An 18781-nucleotide genomic window follows, 5' to 3' on the forward strand; every position below is an offset into this window, starting at 1 on the left:
CGGCCTCAGAACTGGAAGTACAGGAACGGCGAGTAGCTTTGCGCCGAAAGCTTGAGGATCGAGGCCACGAACAGCAGCAGCACCAGGGCGCGGGTCATCACCCGGGTCCAGTCCAGGCCGATCGAGCCGTCGTTGTTGACCTGCACCGGCGTGGCTTGGGGCGCTGGCTTGGCATTGCGGTAGAAATCACGCAGGCCGAAATACGCCAGGGAGATATAGGCGACTACCAGGGTGGCCACCTGCAGGCCGGTCAGCTGGGCGCTGTTGAGTTCGGACAACTGCCAGTCGCCGAAGCTGAACATGGCGCCATACATACGGCCGGCCACGTGCAGGTTTTCGGCGCGGAAGATCACCCAGCCGACCACTACCAGCAGGAATGTGAAGGCCCATTTGACCGGGTTGAAGCGCTGCGGGTTGGTGTCGAGGCCAAGCGCACGCTCGATGGCCAGCCACATGCCGTGCCAGGCGCCCCAGATGATGTAGGTGAAGTTGGCACCGTGCCAAAGGCCGCCCAGCAGCATGGTCAGGAACAGGTTGCGGTAGGTGTTGAAGGTGCCTTTGCGGTTACCACCCAGGGTGATGTACAGGTAGTCGCGCAGCCAGGTCGACAGGCTGATGTGCCAGCGCCGCCAGAACTCGGTGATTGACTGGCTGATGTACGGCTGCTTGAAGTTCTCCATGAAGCGGAAGCCCATCATCAGGCCCAGGCCGATGGCCATGTCGCTGTAGCCGCTGAAGTCGAAGTACAGCTGCGCGGTGTAGGCCAGCGCGCCCAGCCAGGCGTCACCCGTGGTCGGATTTTGCAGGGCGAAGCAGTGGTCGGCGACCACGGCCAGGGTGTCGGCGATGAACACTTTCTTGATGAAGCCCTGCATGAAGCGGGTGCAGCCTTCGGAGAACTTGTCCAGGGTATGGGTGCGGTTGTTGAACTGGTCGACCAGGTCCTTGAAGCGCAGTACGGGGCCGGCGATCAGGTGCGGGAAGATCGCCACGAATGCTGCGAAGTCGATGAGGTTGCGGGTAGCCGGGGTGTCGCCGCGGTACACGTCGATGATGTAGCTGATCGACTCGAAGATGTAGAACGAGATACCGATCGGCAGCAGCACGTGGGTGAGGATGAACGGCTCCAGGCCGAACGAGGTCATGATCGCGTTCAGGCTGTCGACGCCGAAGTTGGCGTACTTGAAGTAGCCAAGGATTGCCAGGTCGACGCCCACGCCGAGCAGCAGCCAGCGCTGGGCGGGTTTGGTGCGTACGCCGGCGGCACCCACTTTCAGGCCGATCCAGTAGTTCCACAGGGTGACCCCGGCGAACAGGGCCAGGAAGTCCACCCGCCACCAGGCATAGAAGATGTAGCTGGCGACCAGCAGCAGCAGGTTGCGATAGCGTTGCCCGCTCAAGTAATACAGGCCGAGGAAGATCGGCAAGAACAGGAACAGGAACACGTTGGACGAGAAGACCATCCCGGTTCTCCTAATTTGTTCACAGCATCCAGGGCAAAGCGCCCCCCAAACCCCCCAGTGCAAGACTGGAAGGCAACTTAGATCCCTGTGGGAGCGGGCAAGCCCGCGAACAAGGGCGAAGCCCTTGCCATGCACCGCGGTGGCTTCTTCGCGGGCATGCCCGCTCCCACAGGTTCCGCCCCCGCAATGGGGGTCAATTCATTTCTTGGTCTCTGCACTCGGGTCGTAGACCCGGGTCACATCGCCCCCCAGCCGGAAGCTGTTGAACGGTTGCATGTCGTGCTTGCGCTCAAGCGTGTCGCCGACGCAGTGGTACAGCGCACACCAGGGCTCGAGCCAGGCGTACTTGCCGTCGACCTTGAGGTCGGTCATGTCCTGTTTTTCACCGGCACGCGCCTTGAAGTGGCTGGGATCGCGGGCACCGGCCAGCACGCCTTCACCCAGGCGCTGCAAGGCGAAGTTGTTCTCGGCGCGCAGGTCGACGCCATTGGCCTGGGCGAAGCTGGCAATCATCGCCAGCGGCGGCAGGGCGTAGTTGTGGTAAGCCAGCGCACGCTGCTTGCGCTTGATTTCGTTGGGCAGGAAGCCTTGGTCATCGATCTGGTTGGCGCCGACCTTGTATTCCTTCACGGCCCAGTCGAACAGGTCGTGGCGGTCGGTGGCGACGGCGGTAGCCATGACCGACCAGGCGGCCCAGTAGCTGTGGTTGTTGATCTTCTCCAGCGGCAGGTCGCTCCAGTCGCGCACGGTCTGTTCGGCCAGGCGGGCGAACCATTTTTCGATCAGCTCGGCCTCGGCCCGGTGTGCGGCCAGTGGCTGCGAATTGGAGAACTTCAGGCGCAGCCACGAACCGCTCATGCTGCCCAGCGCCCATTTGCGCATCGACTTGCCGGTGTGGTTGTAATCGGTGGACAGCAGCGCATCGGCGCGGGCCCAGGTGCCCAGCCACGCCAGGGTGCAGTCGAGCTGCGCCGGGCGGCCGTCGCGCATGTACTGGCCAACCATCTTGCTCACGCCTTTCTCAAGGGTGGTGATGTCTTCGGTCGACTTGCGGAAGGCCTTTTCCGAGGCTGCGTTGAGCGTCGCCCGTGCCTTGTCCGAGCCTTCGTACTTGCTGCGAAACTGCAGTGCGCCGGTGTATGGCTTGGGCGCCGCTTCACAGCGGAAGTTGCCGTCACCGGTCTTGAGCTTTTCGATCCCCTCGTAGTAACCCTGGGGCGGTACCAGCGCGGCGTGCGCGGCACCGCCGAACAGGGCCAACGCGAGGAGGGCGGGGCGAAAGATGTGCTTCAGATGGGTCATGGGTCGCCTCACTGGCCGGCCTGCGCGGTTTGCGCAGGCACGGCGAAGTTGTTGCGTTTGCAGAGCTTGGCCTCGACCTTCTGGGTGCCGTTTTCCGGCCCCTGTACCTCGAACGCCAGCAGGCTCTGGCTGGCCCAGTCTTCGTCTTCGCGCATCTGGAAGACAAAGCGGCCGTCGGTGTCGGAGGTTTCCGGTTTTTCCAGCTTGATGTCCTCATGGCGCCCGTTGAGGTACCACAGGGTGGCTTGCAACACCTTCACCGACGGGTCTTCGAACTTGACGTCCATCTGCAGGTTGCGGTTGATCAGGTCTTTGATCACGCCGCCCTTGCCGTTGACCATCAGTTCGTTCTTGCCGGGCTTGAGGGTGGTGCTGGCGCTCATCAGGGCCGGGCGGTCGTCGCAGCCGTCATCAAGCAGGCCAAGGATTTGCCGCCAGATGGTTTCCTGGTCCAGGCGGTACAGCGGGGAGAATTCCCACACCAGGATCTTCGGCGGGTTCTTCTGGAATTCCTCGCTGCCCAGGTACTGGATCATCGAGCCTTCCAGACCGCCGCCAGGGAAGGCGACGTTGAGCACGTCGGCGCCGATGTATTGCTCGAGGAAGCCCGAGAAGTTGTAGTTCTTGCCACTGTGGCTGGTGCCGACCAGGGTGATCTGCGCGTTGCCGCTGTCACCGAACAGGTCGTCGCCGCCGCTGGAGCCTTTCGGCTCGGTGGCGAACTGGTCCATGTACTGCACCGCGTAGCTGGTGCCGCACAGTTGGCCGGCGACGTTGTGCAGGGTGCCGGTCTTGCCCATGCGCCCGGATTTCTTCGTTTCGAATTCCTTGCGCGGGATGCCTTCGAAGGCCGGCATCCTGTGCACGGTGTCGGCCACGATTTTGGCAGCCCGCTCGGCGCCATATGGCGTCCAGTGCTGGTCGCCACGGAAGTAGAAGTCCTTGCCCTGGTCGGCGGCGGCCAGTTGCTCGTTGGTCAGCGGCGACAGGTCGGGCACGTTGTAGCCCATGCTGGCGAAGCGCTTGAGCATGGCCTGGTAGTTGCCCAAGGCCTTCTGGTAGTCGAAGGCGGCTTTCTCGGCCGGGTTGAGCATGTTGCGGTTCACCAGGCCGCGGGTCGGCTGGTACACCACCACCAGTTCCACGCCGCGCTTCTTGAAGGCGTCATGCACTTGTTGCAGGCGCTTGTAGCCGGCCGGGGTGGTGTTGAACTCGGTGCGCAGGTCTTCGCGGGTACGGAACAGCCAGTCGCCCTTGGCCTGCACCAGCGTGGTGAAGTTCTGCTGGTAACGGGTGGTGTAGCGGCTGGCGTCGTGCGCTTCGGGGCACAGCTGGCAGCAGGGCTCGGCGCTGAAGGTGGGGGCCTTCACTTCTTCGGCGCGCACGCCTTGGCTGATCGCCAGGAGGGCGGCGGACAGGCCCAGCAGTTTCATCAGGTGTGGAGTCATGGTCTGGGCTTCCTTAATCGATCATTTCGGTCTGGCGTTCGACCGGGTCGATCAGCACAGCCTTTTGCTGGCGCACCAGCAGGTCGAGGATTTCGTCCTGGCGCTCGCCGAGGATGCCGTTGAGGCTGATGCCGCTGGCCTTGCGCGGGGCGAGCATCGACACCTTGTACAGCTCGACCGACAGCGGCGAGTCGATCGACAGTGGGCCGGAGCCATTGGCCGCCAGCTCGCCACCCACCACGATCAGCGACACCTTGGTGTCGAACGGGTCAAGGGCGATGTCGCGGTCGGTGTCGGACAAGTCCTTGATGTGGCCGTACACGCCCACCAGGCCGTTGGCCATGGCGACGTTTTCGTACAGGCGGATGTTCACGCTGTTGCGCACGCGGATGCCGTGGCGGCGGTTGTTGATCAGCTTGTTGCCCCAGATCAGGTTGTCGCCGCTTTCGTACAGGGTGATGCCGTCGGTGTGGTTGCGGTAGATCTGGTTGTAGGCGATCAGGTTGTTGACGCTGTTACGGTCGATCACCACGCCCGAGAGCTTGTTGTCGTAGCTCTTGTTGTTGATGATCCAGCTGTCGTTCACCTCACGCGAAACGATGATGCCGTGCTTCTTCTTGGTGCCGTACACGGTGTTGCCGGCGATGATCAGGCGGTGCGACCGGTCGTGCGGGTCGATGCCGTAGACGATGTTGTCGCGGTAGGTGCTGTCCTTGACCACGAAGTCCTGCGTCTCGTAGCAGTAGAAGCCGTACCACATGTCGCTGAACTCCGAGCCGATGATCCAGCCGGTAGGTTCCGGGCGGCCCATGCGCTTGGCCATGTTCGGCGTGTACTGCGAAATGCTCACGCCATACGACTTGGACTTGGCGTAGCCGAAGCTGGCCATCTTCGTGTTGACGATGTAGGTCTCGGTACCGCCCCACGACAACAGGAACGGGCGGAATTCCTTGGGCGAGCGGAAGGTCGCCGGGCCGTTGTCCTTTTCCCGCCAGCCGGTCACCTGGGTGTCAGTGACGAATAGCTTGCCGTCATTGACCAGGAACGAACCGCCCTCCTGGGAGAGGCGCAGCTGCTTGACCTTGCCGTCGATCTCAAGGATGCCCTTTTGCCCGACCACGATCGGCAGACGTGCCAGGTAAACCCCTGGCTCGACCTCGCTGAGGTATTGCTTGGGCACCTTCTTGCTCAGCTCGACCAGGTCGATATGGCCGTCATCGACGAAGATCGCCTGCGGGATGCCGTGCTGGCGCTGCACCCACTCGGCTGCCTTGTTGTCGCCGCCGACGAACTCCTTGAGGGTGTCCTCCTGGAACATGCGGCGCAGGCTGACCTTGCCTTTGTGGCGGCGGTCGATTTTCTTCTGCACCGCTTCGGCGGTGAAGCCGGTCAGGTCGGGCAGCTTTGGCGGGTCCATCTGCAGCGGCTCGATCGGTGCGCTGGCCACGGTGTAGGTCTTGGCCTGCTGCAGCTCCTTGGCGATCACCTTAGGTTCTGCGGCAGCGACCAGGCCGCTGGCCAGCAGCAAGGCGCTGGCCAGCAGGCTGTGACGTAAGTGCGGGTGAAGGTTCATAACGGTCAGTCCCCTACCGGCCTCAGAAGCGCCAGATCACATCGACGAAGGCGCGGTGCATGTACGAGTCCGCTTCCTTGCCGTAGGCGTCGCCCGGCTTGAATACACCGGCACGCAAGCGCACCAGGGCGGACGGTTCGTCGATGGCCTGGCTCATGGAAGCTGGCAGCAGGCCTTGCTTGAAGTACTTGGTCACGACCACGTCCATCTCTTGGCCAAGGTCTTTTTCGCCATCGACCAGCGGGCGGTTCACGCCGTTGTCGTTGACCACCGCGTTGATGCCGCTGGAGCCGATGTTCTGGTTGCCGTCGACACGCCAGAACTTGTGGTAGATCAGGCTGGCGTCGTAGTCGTCGCGCAGCTGCCACGAGGCGAACAGGGTGGCCGCCTGCAGGTTGCCCAGCTCGCCGCGGAAGGCTTCGCCGAAGCGGTGCACGCGCGAGCGGGTGCCGGTGAAGTTGGAGCGGTTGCTTTCAAGGCCGGTCTGCTCGAAGTTGTTCGAGCCGTCGTCGCCACCGCCGCCGCTGCCACGGGCGTAGGCCGCACCGACCTGCCATTGCGGGTCCAGGCGCAGGCGGATGCCGAGGTCGGTGGCCCAGGCATTCACGTCGCCGCTTTGCTTGCCGGTGGCAACCTGCTCGTTGCCTACGGCCTGGCTGCTGAGGGTGTCGCGGTCACCGGTCAGCCAGGTGACGCTGCCCCAGTAGTTGACGGTGTGGTCGTTGCGCCAGTTATAGGCGTCACTGTTGGCCTCAAGGCCCAGCCAGGTCAGGTCACCGGTACGGGTCTTGTCCAGCGCATCCACGGTTTCGCCCGGGTTCTTCAGGCTGCCGCTGTCATGGGTGTGGTGGGCGCGTACGCCTACCCAGTGGCCAGGGGTCCACTGCGTGGCTACGTTGCCGTAGATGTGCGTGCGGTCCTTGTCTTCCGGGGCCAGTTCTGTGAGGTCGGTGCGGTACTCGCTGAAGCGCTGGGCCACGCCCAGGTCGGCCTTGAGCAGGGTGGTGTCGAAGGTCCAGTTCAGCGCTTCGATGTTGGTGTCGCGCCACATGCCATCGTCGCTGCGCAGGCGTTGGCGACCCAGGCGCAGTTGCTCGCCTGGGTAGGCGGTGAGGCCGCTGTAGCCGACCCAGAACTCGCGCATGGCCAGGTAGCTTTTGTCAGGTTGGCGGCTGTCGTCACCGGTTTCGGTGCTGGTGCCGTCGTCGTTCTGGCGCAGGGTGTCGGTTTCGATGGTGTCGGTGGCGGCGACTGCCTGGCCCATTGCATAGGCACTCCAGTTACCGCGCTCGCCGTACACCCAGGGGCGCAGGTCCAGGCCCAGGCCGTTGACGTCGCCGCCAGGGCGGGTGCCCAGGTCACGGTCGTCTTCCGACTGGCCGGTGATTTTCACGTCCAGGCCGAAGTTTTTCTCGGCGGTCATTTCCGCCAGGGTCGGGCAGGACCACAGCAGGGCGAAGCTCAGGCCGATGCCAGCTTTCACGAAGGGATTAAGCGTCATAGCGAGTCCTCACCGTCTACTTCTTTTTCGTCGTCTTGCAGGGCTTCGATGGCCAGGGTGCTGTTGGCCCCCTGCGCCATGCTGCCGCGCGCCTGTTTCTCTTGCGCCAGCAGTTGCTGGGCCTGGCTGCGCTGGTCAGGGGTCAGTTGCTGGTCGAGCTGCTGGAGCATTTCTGTCGATTGCGGCGTCGGGTTGGCCTGGGACAACTGCGCGAACACCCAGGCATTGCCCGGTTGCGGCCGAATACCGTGGCCTTCGCTGAACAACTGGGCCAGCGCATAGTCGGCGCTGTTCTGCCCGCCACGGGCGGCGGCCAGCAGGTTGTCGACGGCCTTCTGCGGCTCGACATTGCCCAGGTAGCCGCGGCGGTACAGCTGGCCCAGGTAGTAATGGGCGCTGATTTCACCGGCGTCGGCGGCGGCTTGCAGGTGCTGCTCGGCTTTTTTTGCGTCGGCCGGCAGGGTCTTGCCTTCGTAGTACAGGCGGCCCAGCAACAGTTCGGCGCGTGGCTGTTCGGCCTCGCGGCCCTTGTCGATGTAGGCCAGCAACTGGTCGGTGTCGCCCAGTTCGGGGAAGTCGTACACCAGTTGCGCCAGGCTGACCCAGGATGCCGGGTTGGCCGGGGCTACCTGTTCGAGCAGGTCCTTGGCGGTTTTCTCGTCGGTCTGGCCCAGGCTGCGGTCGGCCAGTACCCGGGCAACGCTGTCGACCCGGGTGGCCGGTACGGCGCCACGGGCGTAGGCGGATTTCAGCTGGCCGAGCAGGGCGGCTTGCTGGTCGGCCTGGCCACGTTTCTGGTACACGGTGGCCAGTTCGACGTAGCAGATGTCGGTGGTGCTCAGCGCGGCCTTGCAGATCTTTTCCACGTCGCCCAAGTGCTGGTCGTAGGTGCCCTGGGTGCGGTACAGCAGCACCTGGGCCAGGCCCGCTTCGGGGTTGCCGGCGGCGCGCCACTGGTCGATCTGCTGCTGCGCGTTGACCTTGGGGAAGCTCTGCGGGTAGCTGAGGTAGAGCATGGCCAGCGGAATCAGGGTGTTGCTTTCGCCCTGTTTCGCGGCCTGCTTGAGCAGGGTTTCCGCTTCCTCGCGTTCGGCCTGGGTGCTGTCGGGCTTGGCTACCAGCAGGCGGCCAAGGCGCGCCTGGGCGCGGGGCGAGGTGGCGGCCGCGGCGCGGTAGGTGGCCTCGGCTTCCTTGATTTGCGACGGGTCGCGGGTGGCCACCTTGATATCCGCCAGGCCCACCTGCGCTTCGCTGTAGCCCAGGTCGGCCAGGGCCTTGTAGTTGCGCTCGGCCAATGCCGTGTCGCCACGCTTCAGGGCTTCGTTGGCCAGGCGCTGGTCAGGCAGGCCGGCACAGCCGGCCAGGGTGATGGCAGCAGCAAGGGCACACAGGCCCAGGTTTGCGCGCTTCTTGTAGGGAATCATGCGGTGATCCTCTTACAGCCCACGGGCCACGGCTTTGTCGATCAGCCAGTTCATTGACGGGCCACGGTCGCTGTTGACCGCTGCCGGGCGGCCGGCGAGTTCGGCGGGCATGCCACTGTCAGGCTTGATCTGCACGCGGATGTCGGAGGACAGGTCTTCGCTGTTGAGGCTGGTGCTGCTGACGATCTGGCCGGTGCGCACTTCGTCTTCGCCGGCGACCTGGAAGTTGACCCGGGTACCTGGCTTGACCTCGTCGAACTGGCGGTAGCTGAAGCGCGCCTCGACCATCGGCGTGGTGGTGCGCGGGATCAGCTGGAAGATCGCCTGACCCTTGGCCGCGTACTGGCCATCGTCCACCAGCTGGCGGGCGACCACGCAATCGCAGGGGCTGGTGAGGGTGCCTGACAGCTGCTTGCCGAACAGTTCCTCGATCTTCGCCGGTTCCAGCTGCGCGTCGTCCAGGTTGCCCTTGAGCATGTCCAGCATGCTGGTGGTGAAGCTGGCAAGTGGTGCGCCCTTGGCGATCTGCCCACCGCTTTCGACCAGGCTGCTCACAGTGCCGTCGCGCGGCATGGTGATAGTGGTGGTCGGTACCGCGACCACACCGGCTTCGGCGTGGCTGACGAAGTACATGCCGTACAGCGACTTGGCGACGAAGCCGAACGCCGCAACGCCAACTACGAACACGCCGAGGGTGACGGTAACCGCCTTGAGTCGGCCGAAGGCGCTCAGGCCCGAACCACCGTCCTTCTGCTTGCGTGCCTTGGTGAAGTTGTCGCGCTGCAAGGTGCTGAGCACATCGCCGATGCTGATCAGCTCACCCGACAGGTGGCTGGTGATGATGTGTCGCAGCGTGGCGATGTCGCGTGGTTCAAGGTTCTGGAACTGCGCACCGGTACGGCCATTGTCCGGGTTGTACGAGCGCACCTGGAACTCGATGTCGATCGACAGGCCCAGGTTGTCGACCACGAACTGCAGGCGCCCGCGCAGCACATCGCCCACCGACAGTGGCTGCTTGGTGTGGAAGCTCAGGCCACCGGCGGAAAGGTCGTCGACCTTCACTTCGTGGGTTTGGCGCTGGGCGTCCAGGAAACGCAGCTTGGCGGGAATGCGTACCCGGGCGTGTTGGCGCTGGGCTTCGGACTCATGCACGACATTGACGTTCACGGCGGTATTCATGGTGGTTTGTTCCTGTTAGATCCGATCCGGGTTGGGCTCACACGACCATGAACAGCACAGCAACGAAGATGCTGGCAGCCGAGAAGGTCATGGTCCGCGAGGACCAGGTGTTGAACCATTGTTGAAAGCTGGCGAGGTCACGCTTGAGGGCAGTGGGCTGACGCGTCCAGGACTGCTTGTCGAGGCGGAAGAACACGTAGATCTTCATCAGCGCGCCGATGATCTGGTTGTAATAGAGAATCAGCGGGTAGGCCGGGCCCACGTTGTGGCCGGAGCACAGCAGCATGATGGTGAGGATCAGGCGGGTGATGCCGATCCACAGCAGGTACACCAGCAGGAAGGCCAGGCCGAACTTGAGGCTGGCGATCACCGCCACGGTCAGCCCCAGCAGGCTGGTCCACATCGACACGCGCTGGTCGAACAGCACGATGCTGGTGAACAGCCCCAGACGGCCCAGCCCCAGGCCCAGTGCACGGGAGTTCTGCCGCAGGTTGTTGCCGTACCAGCGGTACATCAGCTTGCGGCTGGCCTTGAAGAAGCTCTTTTCTGGCGGGTGCTCGACCGTGTTGATGGCGGCGTCCGGCACGTAGAAGGTGTCGTAACCCAGGCGCATCAGGCTAAACCAGCTGGATTTGTCGTCACCGGTAAGGAACTTGAAGCGGCCCAGGCGCCAGTGCATCAGCGAATCGCTTTCGACGTCGGCGATGAACTCGGGGTTGGTCACCACGCTTGCGCGGAACATCGACATGCGTCCGGTCATGGTCAGCACGCGCTTGGACAGGGCCATAGAGCACATGTTGATGTGGCGCTGGGCGAAGCGCAGCTTGTGCCACTCGCTCATGATGTAGCCGCCACGTACTTCGCAGAACTCGTTGGTGGTCAGGCCGCCAACGTTGGGGAACAGCTTGAACCACGGCACGGTCTTGCGGACCACGCCATCGGCCAGCACGGTGTCGCCGTCGATCACGGCCACCACGGCGTTCTCGTCCGGCAGCATGCGCGAGATGGCGCGGAAGCCGTAGGCCAGGCCATCGCGCTTGCCGGTACCGGCAATGCGCACGATGTCCAGCTTCACATGGGCCGGCGGGTTGTACTTGGCCCACAGGCTCTTAACCAGCAGTTCATCCGACATTTCCACCAGCGAGCAGACCACGGTGGTGGGGAAGCCGCAGTTGATCGCCTCGCGGATCACCGAGCTGTACACCTGGGCGGTGGTCAGCGCTTCGATGCGGAAGCTGGTCACCATCAGGTAAACGTGCGACGGGTCGGTGGCATCGCCCATTTTCTGCACCTTGCGGCGCAGGTACGGGTATACGCCGTAGAGGAAGATCATGCCGCGGATGAAATGGGTGGCGCCCATGGAATAGCGCCAGATGCCGACTGCGCCGACCAGGAAGATGAAGTGCTTCGACTGCGAGTCGAAGATATCGGCTGGCAGGGCCAGGGCGATCAGCATGAGCAGGCTCATGTAGAGCAGCCACCCGGCGCACTGCAACAGCACGGTCTGGAGCCTTTGCATGTTCAGCATCCGTCGAGAATTCGGGAAAGGGTGGGCGACGCAGGCTGTGAGGCCTGCACCGCCCGGCCGAGGGCTTACCAGCAGATGCCTTCGGTACGGCTGGTGGTGCAGGTCGGTTTGCTCATGAAGCCGACCAGGTCGATCACCTGCTTGCCGGCTGGCGCTTGCTGGGCCAGCGCGCGGAACTGCTCGTCACGGTTGCCGAGGACGATGATGTCGGCGTTGTCGATCACCTGCTGGAAGTCGGCATTGAGCAGCGACGACACGTGCGGGATCTTCGACTCGATGTAGTCCTTGTTGGCGCCGTGTACACGGGCGTACTGGACGTTCTCGTCGTAGATGTCCAGCTGGTAGCCCTTGCCGATCAGACGCTCGGCCAGCTCTACCAGGGGGCTTTCGCGCAGGTCGTCGGTACCGGCCTTGAAGCTCAGGCCGAGGAGGGCGACCTTGCGCTTGTCATGGGCTTCGATCAGCTCGAAGGCGTTCTGCACCTGCGATTCGTTACTGCGCATCAGCGAGTCGAGCAGCGGTGCACGCACGTCGAGGCTGGCGGCACGGTAGGTGAGGGCGCGCACATCCTTTGGCAGGCACGAACCGCCGAAGGCGAAGCCAGGACGCATGTAGTACTGGGACAGGTTCAGCACCGTGTCCTGGCAGACCACGTCCATCACTTCACGCCCATCAACGCCTACCGCCTTGGCGATGTTGCCGATCTCGTTGGCGAAGGTGACCTTGGTGGCGTGCCACACGTTGCAGGTGTACTTGATCATCTCGGCCACTTCGATCGGCTTGCGGATGACCGGGGCGTCGAGTTCTTCGTACAGGGCTTGCAGGATGTCGCCGCTGGCGGTGTCCAGTTCGCCGATGACGGTCATCGGTGGCTGGTCGTAGTCCTTGATCGCGGTGCTTTCACGCAGGAATTCCGGGTTGACTGCGACACCGAAGTCGACGCCGGCTTTTTTGCCCGAGCAGTCTTCGAGGATCGGGATGACCACGTTCTTGACGGTACCCGGCAGCACGGTGCTGCGCACCACGATGGTGTGGCGGCGGGTGGTGTCACGCAGTACGTAGCCGATTTCACGGCACACCGACTCGATGTACTCCAGGCCCAGGTCGCCGTTCTTCTTGCTGGGCGTGCCCACGCAGATCATCGACACGTCGCTGGCACGGATGGCTTCGGCGAAGTCGGTGGTGCCGCGCAGGCGGCCATTGGCGATGCCCTGTTGCAGCAGTGCTTCCAGGCCAGGTTCGACGATGGGCGACTTGCCCTGGTTGATCAGGTCGATCTTGGTGCTGGACACGTCCACACCGATCACTTCATGGCCACGCGCCGTCAGGCAGCCTGCACAGACTGCACCTACATAACCCAAACCAAAGATGCTGATACGCATCGCTATCACCTCATGTGTTTATCACGCCGGCGCCTCCGCAGAGAGCCGGGCTGGGTTGATTAACATCAGTTTTCAGGCGCACGGGTCCATGGCGAATGCACACTTCGCCGAGCGCAGGCAAAATAAATCCGGAGCGCAAAAAGTTATGCACTCAAAGTTGGCAGTAAAAAGCCAGTAATTAAAAAACGTGCCCTGAAATGCAGCCGTCTTTATTGCAATGCGCTACTTGGCGCGTTGCTGTGCTTGTTTTTTCAAGTGGATAAATCCTTTGAAATCAACCACTAGGACGATGTGTAAGGGACGCGTCTCCTGCATGGGACAAGGTTTTCGGGGGATCCCGTGCTACCTGTCGAAGTTACCAGGGCGGGTAGTAGATACCTGCCGTTGTCATCTGTAAGTCATCTCTCACAGCCCGTAGGCAGGAAAATCGTTACGGCACTATGAGCGATCTCCCGCAGGAGAAGTTCCTGAGCGGGTTTCGCCCGAATGAAAGATTTCTAAATATTTATTCAGTTATGGGCAGTTTCAAATTGATAGCACGCGGGTGTTTCACCCCCGTGTATCAAGGGTGAAACTGTTACGAGATATTTTTATGCCAGCATCCGAAAAAATTTTTCAGAATTCGTCAAAAAAGGTATGAACGGTCTTATGGCGTTTGGCGATAAATGTGTGGGTGGTGGTTTTTTGGCGTCGAAATAGTGACATAGTGGCAATTTGCAGCGAGCCCCATTGCAGGGCGGGGGGACGTTTCATGGCAGCAGTCTCTTCGCAGTTAAAGACGCTTCCACAGGTGTGGCGCTGGCCGGTAGCTCATCGCGCATCCTGTGGGAGCGGCTTTAGCCGCGAAGAGGGCGTCACAGGGTCAGTCCGAGGGATGATCCCGCAAAAACACCAGATGGTCCTGCCTGGAGTGCTCGGCACTGTAGTAGTACCCCTGCACGTCGAACTGCTTGAGCTGTTCCGGGTCGCTGATGCGCTGCTGGATGACGAAGCGGCTCATCATGCCGCGGGCTTTCTTGGCGTAGAAGCTGATGATCTTGTACTGGCCGTTCTTCAGGTCCTTGAAGTCGACATTGATCACCCGGGCCTTCAGCGCGCTGCGTTTCACTGCACTGAAGTACTCGTTGCTGGCCAGGTTCAGCAGCACGTCATCGCCTTGTTCGGCCAGGGCCTGGTTCAGCCATTCGCTGATGCGTGTACCCCAGAAGGCATACAGGTCCTTGCCGCGGGCGTTGGCCAGCTTGGTGCCCATTTCCAGGCGGTAGGGCTGCATCAGGTCGAGCGGGCGCAGCAGGCCGTACAGGCCCGAAAGCATGCGCAGGTGGTCTTGCGCGTAGCTGAAGTCGTCCTCGCCCAGGCTCTCTGCGTCAAGGCCGGTGTACACGTCACCCTTGAACGCCAGCAGGGCCTGCTTGGCATTGGCGGGGGTGAAGTCCGGGGTCCAGCTGCCGAAGCGGGCGGCGTTCAGGCCTGCGAGCTTGTCGGACAGGTGCATCAGTTCGCTGATCTGCGCCGGCGACAGTTCGCGCAGTTGCTGGATCAGTTCCTGGGAGTCGTCCAGGTACTGGGGCAGGGTGAAACGCTCGGTTACAGGCTTGGTGTCGTAGTCGAGGGTCTTGGCGGGGGAAATCACCGTCAGCATCGGGTCGGCTCCTGGCATCGTTGGCCACAGATTCTACGGGCCGGGCGGTGCAACTCCAAACTATGGCGACGATAGTCACAGACCATGCCCGGTGCAGGCGCTATAGTTCGCGTTTTGCCGTTACGGAGCCTTCCACCGTGCGCATTGCCTTTGCCTTGCTGGCCGCTCTGCTGAGCCTGGCCGTGCAAGCCGCCCCTTTACCCCAGGTGAGCCTGGACCGCAGCCTGTGGCCCGAGCAACTGAACAGCCCGGCGCTGTTCGATGTCGCCTCGCGGGCCGAGATTCTCTCGTTTGCCCAGGTGCTGCATGAAAGTGAATTGCTGGACGACGCGGCGTTGGCGGCGCGGCTTGGGTTACGACAGATCAACCTGCAGAAGGTACGCCTTGTGCGTGCGCGCATGTGGCAGCGGCTGTGGGAAGGGTATGAACAGGCGCAGCGCAGCTGCGAGCAGGATGCCTCATTCTGCTACCCGGTAACATCAATGGCGGATCTGCGCATGCAATCCGCGACGTTCGCCGCCGATGTCGGCACGTTCTATACAAACTGGATCGAGCCGAGCCACCAGTTCCATGTGCGTTACCTGGACGAACAACTGCGCAAAGCCGCCTTGCTGCCGCAAACCAGCAGCGAGGTGGAGCGCCTTTCTGCGCGTGAGCGTAATGGCGATGAACTGAACGACCGTATGTTCCTGCTGACCTTCGTCGGCGGCCCGGGGCCAGAGGGTGGCAACACCGATTCGCTTGCCGACTACCTGCGCCGGCAGAAGCTTGAAGGCACCTTCTTCGTGTTGGGGAACCGCTTACAGCAACGCCGTGACGCCGGGGCGGCAAATGCCTTGCGCCAGGTCTACCGCGGCCAGTGTGTGGGCATTCAGGGTTGGGAATACCGTTCCCATGCCCAGTGGACGGACTGGCAGGACTCGTTGCGGCGCAGCCAGGCACGGGTGCAGGCCGACCTGCCGGCAGAGTATGTGCCGTTGTTTCGGCCCCCCTACGGGCAGCGTCGTGCCGATGGCGAGGCGTTCATGGCCAGCCAGCAGCTGCGGGTGTCGTTGTGGGATATCGATGCCCTGGACGATGGCGCACTGAGCGCAGAGGCCTCTGCGCAGCGGGTGCTGACCCTGATGCTGCTGTGGCGCAAGGGCGTGATCCAGCTCCATGACAGCCTGCCCAAGGCCCAGCCGGCGGTGGAGTGGTTGCTGCGCAACACTGCCCAGAGTGGCATTGGCTGGGCGGATTGCCGGGAATATGCTTATCGCGAAGAGGGGGTATGACTTCTGAGCGTAGTCCCCTCTGGCTTCGCCGCCAAGGCTTCTTCATCAATCAGAAAAATAAACTTCAAAACACATAAAAATACTTTTTTCGTTCATCGGTTTTGCGGTATGAAGAAACCAGACAGCCGATTCCTGCAGCACAGGTGGCGTCATCCAGGCCCACCTAGCCAGGTTCGCTTCCCGCCCGTAACAACGCGGTGCAGGGGAGACCGGTAGTCACTCTGCGGCGCAACAGACCGCGCCGTGTGGCTTCGACATAAGGTGACCGAGTATGGATGACCAAGGACGCAACCCTTCCTCCAGCAAGCCAATCCTGTATGTGCTCGATACCAACGTCCTGATTCACGACCCCAACGCGTTACTGAACTTCGAGGAGCACCATGTCGCCATCCCGATGACGGTGCTGGAGGAACTCGACAAGCTCAAGACCGGCAAACAGACCATCGCCGCCGAATGCCGCCAGGCCATCCGCCTGATCGACCAGACCCTGGGCGACGCCTCGCCCAACGATGTCGAGCAGGGGGTGCCGATCCAGCGCAACAAGAGCGGGCCCAAAGGCTTCCTGTCCATCCTGATGACCCCGCGCAACGAGCCGAACAAGCTGCTGCCGGAAAACCTCAACGACAACATCATCATCAACCAGCTACTTGAAGTACGGGCGCGGCGCACCGACCTGGACGTGGTGCTGGTTACCAAAGACATCAACATGCGCTTGAAAGCGCGCGCCTGTGGCATTGCGGCCGAGGACTACAGCACCGACCAGCTGGTGGATGACGTGTCCTTGCTGTCCAAGGGCTACCACTCGGTCACCGGCTCGTTCTGGGACCGGGTCAGCAAGGTCGATACCCGTCAGGAGCGCGGCCGCACCTGGCATCGGGTGCAGATGATCGACAACCTGCCTGCGGTTCACATCAACGAGTTCATCATCGACGAACAGGGCTTCGTCGGCTGGATCAAGGGTATCCGCAACGATGAACTGCTGCTGCTCGACCTGCACCAGGAACCATTGCTGCACCAGGAGGCCTGGGGGCTGAAGCCACGCGATATCCACCAGAGCCTGGCGCTGTTCGCGTTGCTCGATCCGGATATCCACCTGGTCAACCTGACTGGCGCGGCCGGTTCCGGCAAGACCATCCTGGCCCTGGCCGCGGCCATCGAGCAGACCATGGTCAGCAAGCGCTACCGGCGCATCATCGCCACCCGCAGCGTGCAGGGGCTGGACCAGGAAATCGGCTTCCTGCCGGGCACCGAGGCCGAGAAGATGGAGCCTTGGCTGGGCGCCATCACCGACAACCTCGAAGCCTTGCACATGGATGACGAAAGCACCCATGGCAGCGTCGAGTACATCCTTGAGCGCGTGCCGTTGCAGTTCAAGTCGCTGAACTACATCCGAGGCCGTAGCTTCCAGCAAAGCCTGATCCTGATCGACGAGTGCCAGAACCTGACGCCGCACCAGATGAAAACCATCATCACCCGTGCCGGCTCCGGTTCCAAGGTGGTCTGCCTGGGCAACCTGGCGCAGATCGACACCCCCTACCTGTCCGCGACCAGCTCGGGCCTGACCTACCTGACCGAGCGCTTCAAGGACTTCCCCCATGGCGTGCACATCACCCTGCAGGGCGTGCCACGCTCGGTGCTGGCCGAGTACGCCGAGTCGCATCTGTAACCTTCACTGCCGGGCGGTTCGCCGCCCGGCCTTCCCTTGTAGGAGCAGCCTTGTGCTGCGAAGAGGCCATTACAGGCATAGCTATTTTCCAGTCATGCCGGCCCTTTCGCATCACAAGGCTGCTCCTGCAGGTGATGTGCATGCCTCATACCTCTGCTCAAACCTGACCCACAGGTTTACACTGGCTGTTCCCTTCACAGGAGCAGAGCAGTGCTGACACATCTTGATTCCCAGGGGCGGGCCAACATGGTCGACGTCACTGAAAAGGCCGTGACCGAGCGTGAGGCCATCGCCGAGGCGCGAGTGCGCATGTTGCCGCAGACCCTGCAGATGATCGTCGACGGCGAACATCCCAAGGGCGACGTGTTCGCCGTGGCACGCATTGCCGGGATCCAGGCGGCGAAGAAGACCAGCGACCTGATCCCGCTTTGCCACCCGCTGATGCTGACCAGCGTCAAGGTCGAGCTCAGCGCCGAGGGCGAGGACGCCGTGCGTATTGTCGCCCGTTGCAAGCTGGCCGGGCAGACCGGCGTGGAGATGGAAGCACTGACCGCTGCCAGCGTTGCCGCGCTGACGATCTACGACATGTGCAAGGCTGTGGACAAGGGCATGGTCATCGAACAGGTGCGCCTGCTGGAAAAGCTCGGCGGCAAGAGTGGCCACTACAAGGTGCAGGCATGATGAAGGTCAAGGTGATGTACTTCGCCCGCTACCGCGAACTGCTGGGTGTGGATGGCGAGCATGTAGAAGGCACGTTCAAGGTGCTGGACGATGTGCGCCAGGCCCTGGTGGGCAAGGGTGGGCACTATGCGCTGCTGGCTGAGCAGAACCTGATGTGCGCGCGCAACGAAGAGCTGTGCAAGCTTGATGAGCCACTGGCGGAGGGTGATGAAGTGGCGTTCTTCCCGCCGGTGACTGGAGGCTGACCATGCCAGTGCGAGTGCAGCAAGGCGCGTTCGACCCGGGCGCCGAGGTGAATGCCATGCATGCGGCCAATGTTGGCGTGGGCGCGGTGGTTGCTTTTGTCGGCTATGTGCGGGATTTCAACGATGGCCGTGAAGTAGCGGGGATGTTCCTTGAACACTACCCGGGCATGACCGAAAAGGCGCTGGCCAAGATCGTGGTCGAGGCCGAGCAGCGCTGGCCGTTGCTCAAGGTGGAGGTGCTGCACCGCATCGGGGCGCTGGAGCCGGGCGAACCGATCGTGTTTGTCGGTGTGGCCAGTGCCCATCGGCAGGCGGCGTTCGATGCCTGCAACTTCATCATGGACTACCTGAAGACCCGGGCGCCGTTCTGGAAGAAGGAGAATACCGAGGAAGGGCCGCGGTGGGTTGAAGGCAAGCAGAGTGACCAGGATGCGGCGGGGCGCTGGTAAATGAGGGTTTGATGGCCGGGGCTT

General features: G+C 62.5%; 16 protein-coding genes. 5 read left to right on the plus strand and 11 right to left on the minus strand.

Annotated elements, in window-relative coordinates; genetic code table 11:
- Window positions 1-5: 5 nt before the first annotated feature.
- The 11 genes from PP4_RS04045 to yaaA all read right to left on the minus strand — a co-directional run bounded on the left by PP4_RS04045 (window position 6) and on the right by yaaA (window position 14442).
- Window positions 6-1463: an MBOAT family O-acyltransferase gene (locus PP4_RS04045; RefSeq protein WP_016498002.1), complete on the minus strand. Its 1458-nt coding sequence runs from the start codon at window positions 1461-1463 to the stop codon at window positions 6-8.
- Between the two features lie 198 nt (window positions 1464-1661).
- Window positions 1662-2765, minus strand: a complete 1104-nt coding sequence (locus PP4_RS04050) for a mannuronate-specific alginate lyase (RefSeq protein ID WP_016498003.1) — start codon at window positions 2763-2765, stop codon at window positions 1662-1664.
- An 8-nt stretch (window positions 2766-2773) separates the two neighbouring features.
- Window positions 2774-4213, minus strand: coding sequence for an alginate O-acetyltransferase (locus tag PP4_RS04055; protein WP_016498004.1), 1440 nt, complete (start codon window positions 4211-4213; stop codon window positions 2774-2776).
- 13 nt (window positions 4214-4226) lie between these two features.
- Window positions 4227-5786 carry a mannuronan 5-epimerase AlgG gene (gene algG, locus PP4_RS04060; protein WP_016498005.1) on the minus strand — a complete coding sequence of 520 codons (1560 nt, stop codon included), beginning with the start codon at window positions 5784-5786 and terminating at the stop codon, window positions 4227-4229.
- Window positions 5787-5808: 22 nt separating this feature from the next.
- Window positions 5809-7287: an alginate export family protein gene (locus PP4_RS04065; RefSeq protein WP_016498006.1), complete on the minus strand. Its 1479-nt coding sequence runs from the start codon at window positions 7285-7287 to the stop codon at window positions 5809-5811.
- A complete protein-coding gene (gene algK, locus PP4_RS04070) occupies window positions 7284-8711 on the minus strand; it encodes an alginate biosynthesis TPR repeat lipoprotein AlgK (protein WP_016498007.1) in 1428 nt (475 codons plus the stop codon). Before algK ends, PP4_RS04065 begins: the two co-directional genes overlap by 4 nt.
- Window positions 8712-8723: 12 nt before the next feature.
- A complete protein-coding gene (locus tag PP4_RS04075; RefSeq protein ID WP_016498008.1) occupies window positions 8724-9890 on the minus strand; it encodes an alginate biosynthesis protein Alg44 in 1167 nt (388 codons plus the stop codon).
- Window positions 9891-9927: 37 nt separating this feature from the next.
- Complete coding sequence (locus PP4_RS04080; RefSeq protein ID WP_016498009.1) at window positions 9928-11409, minus strand: glycosyltransferase family 2 protein; 1482 nt, start codon at window positions 11407-11409, stop codon at window positions 9928-9930.
- 74 nt (window positions 11410-11483) lie between these two features.
- A complete protein-coding gene (locus tag PP4_RS04085; protein WP_016498010.1) occupies window positions 11484-12800 on the minus strand; it encodes a nucleotide sugar dehydrogenase in 1317 nt (438 codons plus the stop codon).
- A gap of 615 nt (window positions 12801-13415) precedes the next feature.
- The gene (locus PP4_RS29255) at window positions 13416-13553 is read right to left on the minus strand and encodes a hypothetical protein (protein ID WP_158490995.1); all 138 of its coding nucleotides are present in this window, start codon (window positions 13551-13553) and stop codon (window positions 13416-13418) included.
- Between the two features lie 109 nt (window positions 13554-13662).
- Complete coding sequence (gene yaaA, locus PP4_RS04090; protein ID WP_016498011.1) at window positions 13663-14442, minus strand: peroxide stress protein YaaA; 780 nt, start codon at window positions 14440-14442, stop codon at window positions 13663-13665.
- A 137-nt stretch (window positions 14443-14579) separates the two neighbouring features.
- Here yaaA and PP4_RS04095 point away from each other — a divergent pair, with 137 nt between their 5' ends.
- The 5 genes from PP4_RS04095 (at window position 14580) to moaE (ending at window position 18757) form a co-directional block, all read left to right on the plus strand.
- Entirely contained in the window at window positions 14580-15716 is a 1137-nt protein-coding gene (locus PP4_RS04095) for a polysaccharide deacetylase family protein (protein ID WP_016498012.1), read from the plus strand.
- 271 nt (window positions 15717-15987) lie between these two features.
- Window positions 15988-17382 carry a PhoH family protein gene (locus tag PP4_RS04100; protein WP_016498013.1) on the plus strand — a complete coding sequence of 465 codons (1395 nt, stop codon included), beginning with the start codon at window positions 15988-15990 and terminating at the stop codon, window positions 17380-17382.
- Between the two features lie 210 nt (window positions 17383-17592).
- Window positions 17593-18063, plus strand: coding sequence for a cyclic pyranopterin monophosphate synthase MoaC (moaC, locus tag PP4_RS04105; RefSeq protein WP_016498014.1), 471 nt, complete (start codon window positions 17593-17595; stop codon window positions 18061-18063).
- A complete protein-coding gene (locus tag PP4_RS04110) occupies window positions 18063-18308 on the plus strand; it encodes a MoaD/ThiS family protein (protein ID WP_016498015.1) in 246 nt (81 codons plus the stop codon). Before moaC ends, PP4_RS04110 begins: the two co-directional genes overlap by 1 nt.
- Before the next feature lie 2 nt (window positions 18309-18310).
- On the plus strand, window positions 18311-18757 hold the full coding sequence (moaE, locus tag PP4_RS04115; protein WP_016498016.1) for a molybdopterin synthase catalytic subunit MoaE: 447 nt from the start codon (window positions 18311-18313) through the stop codon (window positions 18755-18757).
- Window positions 18758-18781 lie beyond the last annotated feature (24 nt).

It is taken from the genome of Pseudomonas putida NBRC 14164 (genome assembly GCF_000412675.1).
GTDB lineage: Bacteria > Pseudomonadota > Gammaproteobacteria > Pseudomonadales > Pseudomonadaceae > Aquipseudomonas > Aquipseudomonas putida.

Excerpts from the sequence above, each read along its gene's own strand:
- PP4_RS04045 (WP_016498002.1), bottom strand. The coding sequence starts at position 1,463 with ATGGTCTTCTCGTCCAACGTGTTCCTGTTCCTGTTCTTGCCGATCTTC.
- PP4_RS04050 (WP_016498003.1), bottom strand. The coding sequence starts at position 2,765 with ATGACCCATCTGAAGCACATCTTTCGCCCCGCCCTCCTCGCGTTGGCC.
- PP4_RS04055 (WP_016498004.1), bottom strand. The coding sequence starts at position 4,213 with ATGACTCCACACCTGATGAAACTGCTGGGCCTGTCCGCCGCCCTCCTG.
- algG (WP_016498005.1), bottom strand. The coding sequence starts at position 5,786 with ATGAACCTTCACCCGCACTTACGTCACAGCCTGCTGGCCAGCGCCTTG.
- PP4_RS04065 (WP_016498006.1), bottom strand. The coding sequence starts at position 7,287 with ATGACGCTTAATCCCTTCGTGAAAGCTGGCATCGGCCTGAGCTTCGCC.
- algK (WP_016498007.1), bottom strand. The coding sequence starts at position 8,711 with ATGATTCCCTACAAGAAGCGCGCAAACCTGGGCCTGTGTGCCCTTGCT.
- PP4_RS04075 (WP_016498008.1), bottom strand. The coding sequence starts at position 9,890 with ATGAATACCGCCGTGAACGTCAATGTCGTGCATGAGTCCGAAGCCCAG.
- PP4_RS04080 (WP_016498009.1), bottom strand. The coding sequence starts at position 11,409 with ATGCAAAGGCTCCAGACCGTGCTGTTGCAGTGCGCCGGGTGGCTGCTC.
- PP4_RS04085 (WP_016498010.1), bottom strand. The coding sequence starts at position 12,800 with ATGCGTATCAGCATCTTTGGTTTGGGTTATGTAGGTGCAGTCTGTGCA.
- PP4_RS29255 (WP_158490995.1), bottom strand. The coding sequence starts at position 13,553 with ATGAAACGTCCCCCCGCCCTGCAATGGGGCTCGCTGCAAATTGCCACT.
- yaaA (WP_016498011.1), bottom strand. The coding sequence starts at position 14,442 with ATGCTGACGGTGATTTCCCCCGCCAAGACCCTCGACTACGACACCAAG.
- PP4_RS04100 (WP_016498013.1), top strand. The coding sequence starts at position 15,988 with ATGGATGACCAAGGACGCAACCCTTCCTCCAGCAAGCCAATCCTGTAT.
- PP4_RS04110 (WP_016498015.1), top strand. The coding sequence starts at position 18,063 with ATGAAGGTCAAGGTGATGTACTTCGCCCGCTACCGCGAACTGCTGGGT.
- moaE (WP_016498016.1), top strand. The coding sequence starts at position 18,311 with ATGCCAGTGCGAGTGCAGCAAGGCGCGTTCGACCCGGGCGCCGAGGTG.